A 14,423-nucleotide genomic window follows, 5' to 3' on the forward strand; every position below is an offset into this window, starting at 1 on the left:
CGTCCGCCCCGCCACCCTCACCCAGGACACGTGGTCCCCGCGCGAGCGGGGGTGTTCCGGACCGCTCCCGCACCGAACCCCGCACCAAGCCGTGGTCCCCGCGCGAGCGGGGGTGTTCCGCCGATAACCCGCCCTACCACCAACCCCAGAAAGTGGTCCCCGCGCGAGCGGGGGTGTTCCGTCCGCGATCCGCGGGGTGGCCGCGGACAGGCCGTGGTCCCCGCGCGAGCGGGGGTGTTCCGGCCGTGCTGCTGGGCGACGGGGTGTACCGGCTGTGGTCCCCGCGCGAGCGGGGGTGTTCCGGCGGGGGTGGCGGTGCGGGTCGCGGAGCGGCTGTGGTCCCCGCGCGAGCGGGGGTGTTCCGACCCCCTGCTGAGAACCATGGGCAACGGCGACGTGGTCCCCGCGCGAGCGGGGGTGTTCCGCTGACCCAGGCGATCCTGGACGCCCTCGCCGGGTGGTCCCCGCGCGAGCGGGGGTGTTCCGGCGGGGGCCGGAACCGTCGTCGCCCAGCGGCCGTGGTCCCCGCGCGAGCGGGGGTGTTCCGGCGATGCGGTGGCGGAGGTCGTCCTGTTCGGCGTGGTCCCCGCGCGAGCGGGGGTGTTCCGGCGGAGCCGAACCGGGCCACGGCCACGCTGGAGTGGTCCCCGCGCGAGCGGGGGTGTTCCGGTCGAGTGCACGTTCAGCCTCGACCCCCGGCAGTGGTCCCCGCGCGAGCGGGGGTGTTCCGATTTCTTGTGTCATCCCCTGTAGGAATGAGGCGCACATGCGACGGGTTGCACTGTTCGGTCCCCCCGCCACGGGAAAATCGACGCTCGCCCGCTGGCTCTCCACGGAACTCGACGAACCCCACACCGATCTCGATGACCTCCTGTTCACCCCCGACGGACCGCTGCCACTGGAGGAATTCCGTCGGCAGGCCGCAGAGATCACCCGCACCGACGGATGGATCGTCGAAGGCAACTTCTCCAAACTCGCGGACGTCGTCTGGCATCGGGCCGACACCCTGGTCTGGCTCGACCTTCCCCTGCCCCTGATCCTGTACCGGATCGTCCGCCGCAGCCTGCGCCAGCTGACGGGGCGCGAAGACAGTGCACAGGCCCGCCGCCTGACCTGGTCCACCGCGTTCTTCGCCCGCAGGTCACTCCTGCGCACCGTCATCCGTAAGTACCGGACCAACCGCCCCCGCTACGCCCGGCAGGTAGCCGAAACCGCCGCCCTGGGCGTCGAGGTCGTCAGGCTCCGCAGCCCGCGCGATGTCCAGCGCTGGAGGCAGCAGACAGCGAAAGGGCCGGCGGAGAGCCGCTCGCGAGAAGCGGCCCGGCACACCACCGGCCCTTAACCAGCATTTCCGCGATCGGCATGACGCCGACGCGGGGAAGCGCCACCAGCGTACAAGGCACGATCGCAGCCAGAGCCCGAAGGGAAACGTGGTCCCCGCGCGAGCGGGGGTGTTCGCACAGGGCACAAGCGGACCGGCGCGGACGCAGCGATCTCCGTGCAAACGGAGGTGTCTGTTGTCGGCTCCATCTCCGTCTGCACGGACGCTCCTCGCTATATCCGTGACAGCCCTCGCAGCCCTCAAAGCCATGAAGGCCCGGTTCAAAAAGGCGGATCGGCAGCTTCCACGTACTCCTCGGGGCGGAAGGCAACGAGAGTAAGGCCGTCGAAGTCGACCGGGATGCGTCGGCGTTCGCCTGCAGTGCGGAGGACGTAGCCCTGCTCGTTGGCTTCCGGGTGGATGAGCACTGCGGCACCGTTACCGATGGAGGCGCTGACCACGCGCCAGAGTTCGTTGCGGACACGGGCCGAAAGTGTGCCGACGTAGAGGCCGGGGGCGGGTTCAATCATCCAGCGGGTGAGAGCGCCGCGGACGTGGTCGGGGACGGCTGTGGTGGACAGGACGGTCATGGACGGCACGGGTCGGTAGCCTTCCGGGAAAGACAGTGCGGGGCTCAGTGTGGGTCGCCGAGGTCGTCCTCCTCGAGTGGTTCCTCCCCCGGGTCGGAGACGTGGGGCTGATCGGCCTGGCCTGCGTAGTTCACGCCGGCGGGGACGGAGCCGACCTCCGGATCCCAGAGATTGACCAGCTCCACCGCGTGGCCGTCCGGCAGCGGTTGGGCCTCGTCGGGGGCAAGGAGGGACTGGACGTCCGCGACGATCCTCGGCAGCAGTTTGTACAGGCGCAGCCCTTCCCTGAAGCTGCGACGGGCCATGGCTTCGGGATGGGACGAGTCGTGCAGCGAGAAGGCCAGGGGGATGGTGAGTTCGGCTTTGTAGAGGTCGGCGATGTCGTAGACCATCGCGTGCTGCTTGCCTTGGTGTACGAAGCCGAGGGCGGGCGAGCAGCCCAGAGCGACAAGCGCGGCGTGGACGATGCCGTACAGGCAGGTGTTGGCGGAGGACAGGGCGAGGTTGACCGGGTCCTGTTCGTCCCAGGCGGCCGGGTCGTAATTGCGTTTGAACCGGCCGATGCGGTGCTGTTGCGCCAGGTGTTTGTAAAGCGCCTTGATGCGCTGCCCTTCCAGGCCTCGCAGCGTGTTCAGCGGTGCCGTCGGCGGGACGGCGACGTTGAACCGCTTGAGGTACATCTGCCGGGCCACGGCCAGTCGGCGTTCGGGGTCGCTCCACTGGTGCACCTGGTGTTCGAGCCAGCGGGTGGTGAGGGCGTCAGAGGTGGTGGCGGAGTAGCAGCGGACGCCGCCAGAACCGGTGCACACCACGGTGGTCCCGTGGCGGGCGAAGGTGGCCATGGCGGGTTGGGTGATGGAGGTTCCGGGGCCGAGGAGGAGGCAGGAGAGCGCCGAGGCCGGCAGGTAGACGCGGGTGGTCTCTCCGTCGGCGCTGGTGGTCTCGGCGCAGACGCCGGTGTCGTCCTGGACGATGCGGACCACGTCCGCGTACAGGAACGACAGGGAGTCGCCGACCCTGGGCAGCATGGCGAGCGTGGGCGCGGCGATGCGGCGCCGGGCCGTGTTCCTCTCGTGTGGGAAACGGGATGCCGTGGGGGCTGTCATGGTGGGCCTCTTTCACCGGTCCTGGCTGCCGGGGGCGAGGCTGAGCAGCCCGCACCCGTAGGACTTGCTGCGGCCGATGCCGTTCAGCAGTGCCTGCCGCAGCGCCTCTGCGTCGCGGACCGTTGCGGTGCCCTCGAAGCGTGTGGCCTCGTGGGGTACGAGCACCTGGTCTTCGTTCCGTTTGCCGCTGCTCTTCGCTGCCGCGGGCGGTGTGATGCCGCGGCCGGCGGGATGCCAGGCGGTGAGCGGTTCCGACGGTTCGGAGAAGACGGTGCGCAGGGCGAGTCCGGCGGCTGCGGCCCGCTCGGCCCACCAGCGGTCGGCTTCCTCGCCGCGCAGGGGAATGGCCTGCTTCCAGCGGCCTGCGGTGCTGTTGCGTCCGCATCGGCGGACGGCGTTGCCGAGTAGCCGGTACCGGACGGCAAGCCCGGGGCGCAGGGCGGCGAGCAGGGCACTCATGTCCTTGGTCCGGGCGTCCGCGTAGCCCTGGGGCAGGCGTGAGGTGTCGGGGGCGATGCGGCTTTGGACGAGCAGGACGGGGGCTCCGACGCTGTCGGCATCCAGTCGGAACAGGACGCCGGCGCGGGAGCGGGGGCTGTCGCCGAGCCCGTCCGGCACGAGGGTCATGACGCGCCGGTGCAGGGCGGCGGCGTTGCCGAGGTCGCGCTGCACGGTCCGGCTGGCGGTGTTGAGGCGCAGTCGGGTGAGCCAGGCGCTTCCGGTTGAGGTGGGAGGCGTGGGGGGGGCTGCGGTGGTCATGCGTCGGTCCGTTCGGGCGGGGACAGGCGGAAGTGGGTGTTGAGGGCGTCGAGGTAGTCGAGGCCGTAGCCCTTGCACAGGTCGGCGGGCAGCGGGCAGCTCGTTGTGTAGGCCGGGCGGCTGCGGTAGATGCGATCGAGGGGTTTCAGCCGTACGGGTTCGTCGTTGAGGGTGGTGACGGGGGTCCGGCTGGAGGCGGAGCCGGGGAAGCCTGGCGGGAAGGGGGTGTCCGCCGTGAACCGCACAGTGACGGTGGCGGGGGTGGGGGCGTCGTCTCCGCCGGTCGCCGCACCGGTTTCTTCCGGCGGTGCGTCTTGGGGCCGAGGCCGGGCCAGGGGGACGTTCAGCAGCTCGGATACCGGGTCGGGTACGTCGGTGCTCAGCAGGAGCAGTGCGCCGGGCGGGCAGGAGCGGCGGCCGAAGTGGAGCGGCCAGTGGGGTGCGGCGAGTGCCTGGGCGCACCGGGCCGTCAGGTCGGGGTCGTCCGGGGCGGTGACGGCGACGGTGAAGACGGCGTCTGCCAGGTAGTGGCGGCGGGAGACGATGGTGGCCTGTCCGGCGCCGCGCCGCCCGCCCTTGGCGGTGGGTACCGTCCGGTGGGCGGGGTAGCCGCCGCCGACGGTGTGGAAGTCGCGCAGCCGGACGCCGGGGCGGTCGTGCCGGACGGTGAATCGCAGGCGGGTGAGCCGGGTGAACAGTGCCTCCGTCTGCGAGGCGTCCGTGGAGTCGGCGACGGCCTGTTCCCGGGGGATGCCGAAGGCTGAGGCGATCATGCCGATGAGCCCGGAGCGGGTGGGGTGGGCGACGGTGTCGCGGTCGGTGAAGGCGCTGTGTTCGCCCCATGACTGCAGCGGGGTGCCGCCGAGCTGGATCAGGAGACCGCTCACGCTGCGGAGCTCCCGTCCTTCGGCAAGGCGGCGGCCAGCGCGCCGGCCACCAGATCGGGGTAGGAGCCGGCCCGGGTGCCGAGGCCGTCCCGGGCGGTGTCGTCCACTCCGGCGTATGCGCTGTGGACGAGACCGGAGGTGCCCAGCAGCTTGTTCACCTTCGCCGCGTAGGCGTCCAGGGCAACTCGGGAGGGCTCGCTCCAGCCGGCTCGCCCGGCCTTGACCGGGTTCTCGAACGCCGCGGCCAGGGACACCGGCCGGTCGGAGCGGACGGCGATGTGCACCAGGTCGGGGATGCTGTGCGGGGCGGTGGAGTTCTTCTTGGCGGACGGCAGGCTCTGGATGAAGGCGGTGGCGAACGCCTCGGCCAGCTCCTTCGCCATGACCGGGTCGGAGACGTTCTCGGCCAGGTCGCGCAGGTCGAGGGTGGCGTAGCGGTAGAAGACGCCGCTGCTGTACTCGCCGGTGTTCATGTGGGCGCTGCCGGCGTCGGTGGCCCACTGGTCGACGTCGTCGACCGCGGTGAAGAAGTCGGCCTGCACCGAGGTGGTGTGAGTGGTGAAGGCGTGGGCGACCTGCACCGCGCCGTCGACTCCGGCGCCGGGAATCTCGGCGAGCATGCGGCCGAAGAGCGCGATGGAACCGTTGCGCGACTTCATCACCTCGTGCACCGCGTCCTTGGGAAGCAGGGGCTTGGCGGCCGCCTTGGTGCCCAGGGCCTTCTCCAGCTTCTCCCGGTGCTCTTCGGCGATGTCGGCCAGCTTCTGGGCCGCGCTGTCGGGGAGGAACAGCAGGGAGGCGGTGTTCAGGGCGTCCTCCTTCTCCAGGTCGAGCTTGGACTCGGTGGACCGGATGACCTGGGCTCCGGCCAGCTCGGCCAGGTCCTTGGGCCAGCCCCGGTCGGTGAGGGCCTTGGCCACCTGCAGGGGGAGCCTGCGGGTGCGCAGGGCCCGCTCGCCGATGCGGGCCTCGACGGCCAGCCGGGTCGGCCTCTTCCACGCCTGGCTGGAGACCCGTGTCCTGGTGCTGCCGCCGAAGGCAACGGTCTTGGGGGAGCCGAGGTCGTCGCGGTTGACGTTGCTGAACGGCAGGGTCTGGAGGATGTGCAGGTCGAGGAAGCGGGGGGCCTGCGGGGCGGTGCCCGCTGCTGCGGTGGGCGTGGTCATGGTGTGGTTCCCGGTTCTGTCCGAAGGTGGTGGCGTGGAGTACGTCGTGTGAGGGGGCGGCGTGGACGCCGGTCAGCTGCCGCCTCGGTCGGCCGGTTCGGCACGGCGGAGAGTCCGGTAGTAGTCCTCCAGCCAGCGAGTGGCCGTCTCGTCACGCCGGTGGGTCCAGCGCGCGATGTCGTGCAGGAGGCGTCCGTAGTCGGCGGGCACTCCCGCCGAACCGAGTAGGCGCATGACGGCGGGCAGCATGCGGTGCAGGCCGTCGGTTTCCTGCCGCACCAGGAGGTGCAGCCGTGACTCGGCGCCGTTCGCCCGGTCCCTGTCCCGGATGACGGCCTGGGCCAGGCTCGCGCCCAGGCTCGTTCCCCAGGACGGCTTCTGCTCCGTGGGGGTGTGCGGGGCATCGCTGGTGGGCGGCTGCTCTGTGGGGTTGGGCGGCTGCCCGGCGGTGTCCTGGCCGTCTTGGGCGGTATCCGCGATGCGTTCGGCGCGGGGGCGTGCCGCGATCAGCGCGGCCACCGCGTAGTAGGCCCGCCGTACTTCTCCCTTCGCCTCGTCGGGGACGAGGCCGTCGCGCAGCAGTGCCGCGTGGGTCCGGGCAGGTACCTCGTGCACGGATTTGGCCAGGCCTCGCCGGAGCGCCTGCTGGGTGCCGGGGTTGGCGCATGCTCTGCGTACGCGTCCGACGAAGGTGTCGTATCCGGTGAGCCTGTTGTGGCGCGGCGGGGGCTCCGCGCCGCCCGGGGGCGGGGTGCGGTTCTCTTCGGGGGTGTTCATGGGTGCTTCTTTCGCTGGGGCCGGTTCATCGGTGCGTACGGTTGCGGGCCGCAGGTGCGCGGTCTCGGCGACACCGGCCGGTCGAGGGGCGGTTCAACGGCCTCGGGCGAGCAGGGTCAGGACCAGGCCGCGGGCGCTTTCGCGGGCCTTGGCCCCGCGGGGCTCGGCTGCTACCGATGCGGTGATGTCGTCGTAGACGCGCAGGGCGATCCGTCCGAAGGACGGGAGGGCGGTGGTGAAGTCCTCGGCGTCCAGCAGCTTCCAGAAGCGTTCCTCCGCTGCCGGCCAGTAGGCGGCCAGCGCGGCCTCCGGCCAGGGGCCGGGGTTCTTCTCCTGCTGCTTCTTGGCGGGTTTTCCGGTGCTGCCGCCGGAGCGGTCCTCCGCGGGCGGCTTGGTGTACTCACGCCAGGCGGTGCGCAGAGCGGTCGCCAGGTGCCAGGCCGCCTTCTCGGCCGCTTCGCGGCCCTCTTTGACCCCGAGGGCCAGCGCGGTGTCGGCCTCGGTTCCGGTGGAGTCGAGGAGCGCGAACAGAGGCGGGGTCATGGCGCTGAAGTAGGTGCGGTCCCGGGTCTGGCCGTCCTGGTCGAAGCCGTAGGCGGTGACGCGGAGTTCCCGGAAGACCGGCTCCGGCAGCTGCCCGCCTGTCAGCTGGTCGAAGGCCGGTGGCCTGCGTCCGCCGTCGCCCCGGTTCTGGAGGATCATGCCGTCGAGGTCCCGCCACAGCGCTCTCTCCGCATCGGCGTCCCGCGGGCGCAGGGTGCCGTCCCTGGACTCGTCCCAGATGAGGTACGGGTCCTGCTGCTCCGGCCGGTTGACGCGAAGGGCCCAGGTGATCGTCGCGTCCACCACGCTTTCCCCGTCCGGTGAGGGCCGCAGAAGGACGGCATGCTGGTACTGCTCGGTCAGTATCGACAGCGGGCCGGCTGCCGGCTTCGGCGGCTTGAGGGGGTTGATGGGTTCCGTGCGCTCCCAGGGGCAGGCGTCGCTGCCGTCGGTGCTCTGCGGCCAGGTGTCAGGGGCGGGGATGCCCAGCAGCAGGGTTTCGTACAGGTTCCTTCCCGTGGGGTGGCAGGACAGGGTGCGGCGCAGTGGGCCGGCCATGGTGTTGCCGTACCGCTGTCCGTCGACGGTGCGCGGCGTGCACTGTCCGGACGGGCCGTAGTAGAGCTGGGCGATGAGGTGGAGGACCGCCTCTGCGGACGGGAGCGCCACCTGTTCGGTATCGGTGAAGTGACCGAAGAACACCTGGTTGTTGCCGGCTGGTCGGGCCATCACCAGCTTGTTGACTCCGGACGAGCCAGAGCACTCGGCTGCCAGGCGCGGATCCTGCAGGAACGGGCGGACGGGGTCGTACAGGCGCAGCCCCTCCGCATGTTCGTCGAAGTAGGCGTGCACCCTGGCCGGTTCGAATGCGGAGCCGTCCTCCAGGAGTTCGTAGCGCCGGTCCAGCCACGTCTCGACACTGCCGTCGGCCAGCTCGTGCAGGCCGGTGATCCGGGCGGCCATCGCGTACAGCACACGCATCAGTCCGGAGGCGGCAGGTGGGACAGCCACGGCGAGACCGCTGAACTGGTGGGCCCGGAGAAACAGTTCACGCAAGCCGACCCGTTCCGTGTCACCGCCTGCGAAGACGGGTGTCCACGGTCGAAGATCAAGGGGGAAGCGGTCGTTGACCGCGCCAGAGGACATGGAGGAACAGCACCCCGATCACATAGCAGCACCGGTAGGCAGGGACGGCTGTGGGGGGAAGGCCGTAGTCTGGAAACCTCCGCAGCAGCGGAGAGGCTCCGCGCAGGCGGAGGTGAGCCGATGAGGAGTCGCGTTGGATTCGCTGACTCAGGCTCTGATCCCCGCGCGGGCGGGGGCCTGCAGCACTTGCCGCTCCCTGCTGGCTGCGGGGTCGGCAAGTGCCCAGTTCGTCGCGGCGACGGGAAAGAGATTAGAGAAGTCGAGCACCCTGCGTCCACAGATTCCGTGAAGATGAGTACTCGAGTTGTTCAAGCGATCAAATCCTTTCATCGTTTGATCAAACCCAGCGCATAGTCATAAGTGATCACGGACTTTCCGAGCAGCGCCCCGACTGTCCCGTCGCCCGTCACGCGCTGGGGCAGCAGAACGATGCGGGCCAACCGGGACTCCTTGCTCCAGGCGGCAGGCGGCTCGTTCGCCGGTCCGCACGCCTTGCGCCAATCTCCGTGGGCAAGGGGCACGACATAGGCGAGCAGTTCCCGGACCTCGGACGAGGTGAAGCGCCCCTTCCGCCCCCGGCCGGACTCCGGCAGCGGGATGCTGCATCCTTCGTCCAGCCACCGCCCGTCCTCGTTCTCGAACACCGGCAGCACCTGGACGGCCTCGGCTCCCAGGCGCGTACGCACCAGCTCCTCGTCGGCGTCGCTGGTGGTCAGGGGGTGCAGTGAGGTGACCCGGTGCGGTGGGGGCAGGGCGACCATGTCGGCCATGGCGCTGCGGGCCATGTCGTCCGCCAGCCGCCGGAAATCCCGCTCCATCAATTTGTCGGGGGCGGCGGAGACGAACTCCTCCGCGTACACGTCGTCCACCAGGGTCTGGACGTCGTCGGGAACGGCAATCGGTGTTCCGTTGCGCCGGTCCAGCAGTTCCAGGGTCCGCTGGAGCAGAGAGGGCTGGTACACCTCACCCCACGTCCTCGGAATCGCCAGATGGCCGTCCTTTCCGACGGGAGCCAGCACGACGAGCCTGGGAGCCTCCGTCCAGGCAGGGCGGGACGGCGGCGGATCCAGGTGGCGCCAGATCCGGCCCGCCCGCTGCAGCAGCATGGCCATGGGCGCCAAGTCGGAGACCACCAGATCGAAGTCGAGGTCGAGGGACTGCTCGATCACCTGGGTGGCGACCAGGACAGCTCCGCGCGGGCCGGCGGGCCGACGCACTCCGGGCTTGTCCGTACGGCCGAACCAGCTCTCGGCCTCTGCGGTGATCTCGGCGCGACGGCGTGCGGGGAACCGGGCATGAAGCAGCCGCAGCCGGGGGCCTGCCGCGGCGTCCTCCCGCTCGCCGTCCTCCGCCGAGCGGTCGTCCCAACCCAGGTAGCCCTGTCCGTAGCGGGAGCGGTAGTGGTCGCGGAGCGCCTCGTAGGTCTGCTGGGCCTCGGCGACGGTGGTGCAGATGACCGCCGCGCACCCGCCCCCATCGGCCACGCTGTCGAGCTCGTCGAGCACGGCAGCCAGCCGGCCGTCGGCCCGCTCCGGCTCGTAGGTGTGCACGACGTGGCGGACGTCCACCACGAGCTTGCGCTCCCGTTCGCTGCGGAGCGGTCCGGCGGGCTCGAGGACGAGGTCGCCGCGTGCGGAGGCGTAGACCCACCCGGGATAGGCCGGTACGGGTATCTCGCGGGAGGAGTTGGAGGGGTCGGCGCCGGTCAGGTAGGCCCGTACCAGCCCGCGCGCGATGTCACCGGTGAGTGTGGCGGACAGCAGCACCACCGGGGCGCCCAGGGCTCCCAGCCACTCCAGCAGCCGGAGCAGCAGTGCGTGGGTGTAGGCGTCGTAGGCGTGTGCCTCGTCGATCACCACGGTCTTCCCGGACAGACCCAGGTGCCGCAGTGCGTTCCGTTTGAGTGGCAGGACGCCCATCAGGGCCTGGTCGATCGTGCCGACGGCCAGCGGCGCCAGGATGCCCCGTCCGCGATTGCGCAGCCAGCGTCCTGCCTCGACGGAGATCCCTGCGTTCCTCTCGGCACCCGGCTCGCAGTCGGACAGCACGCGCGGCTCAGGAACGTCCGCAGGGGCGTCGCGCTGCGATCCGGCGTAGGGAAGGTACAGGTCGGCCGCGCCGTGCAGCAGAGTCAGCTGAGCCGGATCCAGCAGGTTTCGCTCGGCGAACGCCACGAGCCTGCCGTACATCTGGTTCGCCGTGGCCTGGGTCGGCAGGGCGAAGAACAGCCCGCTGCTTCCGCAGGCTGCTCCCATCAGCGATGCGGCATACAGCGCCGTCTCCGTCTTGCCGTCTCCTGTCGGCGCTGTCACCAGCAGGACGCCCGGCCCCCGCAGACCGGCGCCGGACAACCCCTCCTCGACACTCAGCTGCAGCGGGAAGGGCGACCGGATACGCGGAAACAGGTCACGGAACCCGCCGGTCCTGAGGGAAGCCCGCCCAAGGCCGGCATCCTCCAGCAGAGCGGGCGCCATACGTTCCGCGTTGCGCGCATGGACTCGCAACGAGGCGCGGGAACCGAAGCCCGCCTGCGCCCCGTCTGCTTTCTGCTGGGTCTCGATCACATGCTCCTGGCTGGCGATCCAATCGGAGACGATCACCATCCCGGCAACCACGACCGCTGTGGTCGGCGGCATTGCGCGGCAGTCGGGTACAGCAGGCCGCCCCAGCACCTCGTGCAAAGCCTCGGCATGCTCCTGCCGCTGCTCCGCCCAGGCACCGGAACCGAGTTCGGGAAGCCGGGCCAGAGGGTTGCGCAGATCCCGCGGATCGTTGTCCAGTGGGTAACGCCCGTGGTGCCCGCCCAGGATCTGAGCCACCTGAGTCAGCAGGAGTTTCGCAGGACGTCCCCCTGCGACCGGGTAACCGAGCTGGGCCAGCAGCTGCGGCAAAGCCCCGTGCGTGGCATTCTCGTGACGCGTCCTGCCGGCCTTGCCGTCGGCTTGCCGGTCGTGCGCGTAAGCCTCCTCGCTGAGGAACCCGCAGTATCCCGACCGCTCCTTGAGGATCATGTCCTGGAATTGCGGCATGATCTTGCCCAGATCATGTAATCCAGCCCAGAACATGACGATTCGCCTGGCTTCCGGTAGGTCAACCTCCAGCGCCTTCGCGATCCGATCGCGCTGCCCCTCGGTCAGCACGTTGTCCCACACGGCCCCGCATACCATTGCCGAGTCGATGAGGTGCCCGATGACGGGGTAAGGCTCCGCCAGCCCCTCAGACTTTCCGCACAACCGCACATCGACCACGTCGCGCCTTCCCTGGACGTTACATGAGACAGGCACTCCATCACATGCCTCTGACACCATGGGGAGGTGACGATGACGGGCAATGGTCAAGCAATGGCAAAGTGCTCCTAACAGTGCAGCTCAGGAAGGGTGATCCCCGCGCGAGCGGGGGTGGTCCAGCCCCCGGAGACACGCCAGTGCCCCGTCCCTCGTGATCCCCGCGCGAGCGGGGGTGGTCCGTACATGCGGCGCGGAACCAGTCTGTTCTACTTGTGATCCCCGCGCGAGCGGGGGTGGTCCGGACTGGCGCCACCGTTTCCTGACGGTGACCGAGTGATCCCCGCGCGAGCGGGGGTGGTCCGGCGTTTCCGGGCAGGAGGCGCAGCACCACCTGGTGATCCCCGCGCGAGCGGGGGTGGTCCGCGGTGGGCGATGCCCACCGCGCAGGCGCTGGCGTGATCCCCGCGCGAGCGGGGGTGGTCCGTTCGGCGACACCACCATCCGCATCGCCCGGCTGTGATCCCCGCGCGAGCGGGGGTGGTCCGCTGTCGCTGACGGTGTGGACCCGTGCCCAGGAGTGATCCCCGCGCGAGCGGGGGTGGTCCTCGCTGACGGCCGTGGCGCTGCTGGTGTCGATCGTGATCCCCGCGCGAGCGGGGGTGGTCCGCAGGTCCTCGAACGCTGCGGCTGCTCGGATGAGTGATCCCCGCGCGAGCGGGGGTGGTCCGCTGTCGCCGAACGCGCGCGGGTTCGTGAACGAGTGATCCCCGCGCGAGCGGGGGTGGTCCGCGGTCCCGGTGCCGCTGGCCCTCGGCGTGGGCGTGATCCCCGCGCGAGCGGGGGTGGTCCGGGACGCAACGCCATCGCCCGCGAACTCGGACGGTGATCCCCGCGCGAGCGGGGGTGGTCCGACGGCGGCCGAGCAGCGGGCGGCGCAGGCCGAGTGATCCCCGCGCGAGCGGGGGTGGTCCGCGGCCCGCCCTGCTGGAGCAGGCCACCCGCGAGTGATCCCCGCGCGAGCGGGGGTGGTCCGACGTCCGTACCGCCCTGGCACCCCTTCCACCGGTGATCCCCGCGCGAGCGGGGGTGGTCCGGCGGGCAGACGCACGGCGCACCGCCACCTGACGTGATCCCCGCGCGAGCGGGGGTGGTCCAGCAGGAAACGACGGACGACCGCACCGCCTGATCGTGATCCCCGCGCGAGCGGGGGTGGTCCGCTGATGGTCGCGGCGGTCAGCAGCCAGGCTCCGTGATCCCCGCGCGAGCGGGGGTGGTCCGAGAGTGAGCTGCTCGCCGGTCACGCGGCCTTCGTGATCCCCGCGCGAGCGGGGGTGGTCCGATCCTCCGGCCACGCAAGGGCCACTACGCCCCGTGATCCCCGCGCGAGCGGGGGTGGTCCGGCCCCCGAGACGCCGTCCGCGTCGGCGACCGGGTGATCCCCGCGCGAGCGGGGGTGGTCCGCCGTCCGCGTCGGCGGCCGGATCGCCCTCGCAGTGATCCCCGCGCGAGCGGGGGTGGTCCGGAGTTCGCCGAGCGGCTGCTGGCGTCGATGCCGTGATCCCCGCGCGAGCGGGGGTGGTCCGGAGCGGCCGGACCTGGCCGCCCAGTACACGCGGTGATCCCCGCGCGAGCGGGGGTGGTCCGGCCGCCCGTGCCCGCGAGAGCGCCTCTCCCGCGTGATCCCCGCGCGAGCGGGGGTGGTCCGAAGATCGCCGTGCTGATCCCGGTGGCGATGGAGTGATCCCCGCGCGAGCGGGGGTGGTCCGACGCCCGACCCGGTCGCGAACGCCATCCTCGCGTGATCCCCGCGCGAGCGGGGGTGGTCCGACGACCACCGTCATCAACCTCGCCGGCGCGCTGTGATCCCCGCGCGAGCGGGGGTGGTCCGCCCGGCGTGGACAAGATCCCCGACCCGGTCCCGTGATCCCCGCGCGAGCGGGGGTGGTCCGCACGAGGTGCCCGACCAATCGTGGTGGTCGGGGTGATCCCCGCGCGAGCGGGGGTGGTCCGACTTCCGCGGAGTAGTAGGTGCAGGCACCGTCGTGATCCCCGCGCGAGCGGGGGTGGTCCGGCTCTCGCCTGGCTGCTGGACCTCGGGGCCCAGTGATCCCCGCGCGAGCGGGGGTGGCCCGAACATCCTGGCCGACGAGCCCCGCCTCAAGACGTGATCCCCGCGCGAGCGGGGGTGGTCCGGGGAACGACGATGACTGACCTCGGCTGGGCGCGTGATCCCCGCGCGAGCGGGGGTGGTCCGTCCGTGGCCGTCCGCGAGGCCAGGCGGCGTTCGTGATCCCCGCGCGAGCGGGGGTGGTCCGTACCGGGCCGCAACCAAGGGATGCCCTCTGCGGTGATCCCCGCGCGAGCGGGGGTGGTCCGCGGGCCGCCCGCGGGATCGCACCCCGGCGGACGTGATCCCCGCGCGAGCGGGGGTGGTCCGAGAGACACACCGGAGGACCTGAGGCGACGAGCGTGATCCCCGCGCGAGCGGGGGTGGTCCTCGGCGAGCGTCCGCGTCATCCGCGAGCGCGACGTGATCCCCGCGCGAGCGGGGGTGGTCCGGCACGGCTGCGGCGCATCACCTACGAGCTGGAGTGATCCCCGCGCGAGCGGGGGTGGTCCGACCTCCTGGGACAGGCTCCGCGTCCCGAAGGTGTGATCCCCGCGCGAGCGGGGGTGGTCCGTGCTCCGGGGTTCGGAGCGTCTTCCGGCGGTCGTGATCCCCGCGCGAGCGGGGGTGGTCCGTTTGCGCGGCGGCTGAAACTGCGCAGGGTGCGGTGATCCCCGCGCGAGCGGGGGTGGTCCGGCTCAGCAGACGTGACCAACGACCGGCCCGACGTGATCCCCGCGCGAGCGGGGGTGGTCCGACCTGGTGCGGCTGATCCGCAAATGGGCGCGCGTGAT

Annotated in this window: 9 protein-coding genes and 2 CRISPR repeat arrays (2 of these 11 cut by a window edge); of the genes, 1 reads left to right on the top strand and 8 read right to left on the bottom strand. The window is 71.3% G+C overall.

Annotated features, from left to right (window positions below):
* Positions 1-730: direct repeats of the CRISPR family, unit length 29 nt; unit sequence GTGGTCCCCGCGCGAGCGGGGGTGTTCCG (it extends 580 nt beyond the left edge of the window).
* A 36-nt stretch (positions 731-766) separates the two neighbouring features.
* Positions 767-1,342, top strand: coding sequence for a P-loop NTPase family protein (locus ABD358_RS18370; RefSeq protein ID WP_344632143.1), 576 nt, complete (start codon positions 767-769; stop codon positions 1,340-1,342).
* Between the two features lie 260 nt (positions 1,343-1,602).
* On the opposite strand, the gene cas2e is transcribed toward ABD358_RS18370, so the two are convergent.
* From cas2e to ABD358_RS18410, 8 genes are all read right to left on the bottom strand, one after another.
* Entirely contained in the window at positions 1,603-1,920 is a 318-nt protein-coding gene (gene cas2e / locus ABD358_RS18375) for a type I-E CRISPR-associated endoribonuclease Cas2e (RefSeq protein WP_344632144.1), read from the bottom strand.
* Positions 1,921-1,955: 35 nt separating this feature from the next.
* Positions 1,956-3,017: a type I-E CRISPR-associated endonuclease Cas1e gene (gene cas1e, locus ABD358_RS18380; RefSeq protein WP_344632145.1), complete on the bottom strand. Its 1,062-nt coding sequence runs from the start codon at positions 3,015-3,017 to the stop codon at positions 1,956-1,958.
* 12 nt (positions 3,018-3,029) lie between these two features.
* Positions 3,030-3,776 (bottom strand): type I-E CRISPR-associated protein Cas6/Cse3/CasE, encoded by a 747-nt coding sequence (gene cas6e, locus ABD358_RS18385; RefSeq protein ID WP_344632146.1) that lies wholly within the window; start codon positions 3,774-3,776, stop codon positions 3,030-3,032.
* The gene (cas5e, locus tag ABD358_RS18390) at positions 3,773-4,663 is read right to left on the bottom strand and encodes a type I-E CRISPR-associated protein Cas5/CasD (RefSeq protein WP_344632147.1); all 891 of its coding nucleotides are present in this window, start codon (positions 4,661-4,663) and stop codon (positions 3,773-3,775) included. The genes cas6e and cas5e overlap by 4 nt, the downstream gene beginning before the upstream one ends.
* Positions 4,660-5,829, bottom strand: coding sequence for a type I-E CRISPR-associated protein Cas7/Cse4/CasC (cas7e, locus tag ABD358_RS18395; protein WP_344632148.1), 1,170 nt, complete (start codon positions 5,827-5,829; stop codon positions 4,660-4,662). Before cas7e ends, cas5e begins: the two co-directional genes overlap by 4 nt.
* Positions 5,830-5,901: 72 nt before the next feature.
* Positions 5,902-6,606: a type I-E CRISPR-associated protein Cse2/CasB gene (gene casB, locus ABD358_RS18400; protein ID WP_344632149.1), complete on the bottom strand. Its 705-nt coding sequence runs from the start codon at positions 6,604-6,606 to the stop codon at positions 5,902-5,904.
* 93 nt (positions 6,607-6,699) lie between these two features.
* A complete protein-coding gene (gene casA / locus ABD358_RS18405) occupies positions 6,700-8,295 on the bottom strand; it encodes a type I-E CRISPR-associated protein Cse1/CasA (RefSeq protein WP_344632150.1) in 1,596 nt (531 codons plus the stop codon).
* Between the two features lie 326 nt (positions 8,296-8,621).
* A complete protein-coding gene (locus ABD358_RS18410; RefSeq protein ID WP_344632151.1) occupies positions 8,622-11,543 on the bottom strand; it encodes a CRISPR-associated endonuclease Cas3'' in 2,922 nt (973 codons plus the stop codon).
* A 129-nt stretch (positions 11,544-11,672) separates the two neighbouring features.
* A CRISPR array of direct repeats spans positions 11,673-14,423; the repeat unit is 29 nt; unit sequence GTGATCCCCGCGCGAGCGGGGGTGGTCCG (it continues 329 nt past the right edge of the window).

It is taken from the genome of Streptomyces glaucosporus (assembly GCF_039533345.1).
GTDB classification, from domain to species: Bacteria; Actinomycetota; Actinomycetes; order Streptomycetales; family Streptomycetaceae; genus Streptomyces; species Streptomyces glaucosporus.

Coding starts and splice junctions, on each gene's coding strand:
- cas6e (WP_344632146.1), bottom strand. CDS start 3,776: ATGACCACCGCAGCCCCCCCCACGCCTCCCACCTCAACCGGAAGCGCC.
- ABD358_RS18370 (WP_344632143.1), top strand. CDS start 767: ATGCGACGGGTTGCACTGTTCGGTCCCCCCGCCACGGGAAAATCGACG.
- cas1e (WP_344632145.1), bottom strand. CDS start 3,017: ATGACAGCCCCCACGGCATCCCGTTTCCCACACGAGAGGAACACGGCC.
- cas7e (WP_344632148.1), bottom strand. CDS start 5,829: ATGACCACGCCCACCGCAGCAGCGGGCACCGCCCCGCAGGCCCCCCGC.
- casA (WP_344632150.1), bottom strand. CDS start 8,295: ATGTCCTCTGGCGCGGTCAACGACCGCTTCCCCCTTGATCTTCGACCG.
- casB (WP_344632149.1), bottom strand. CDS start 6,606: ATGAACACCCCCGAAGAGAACCGCACCCCGCCCCCGGGCGGCGCGGAG.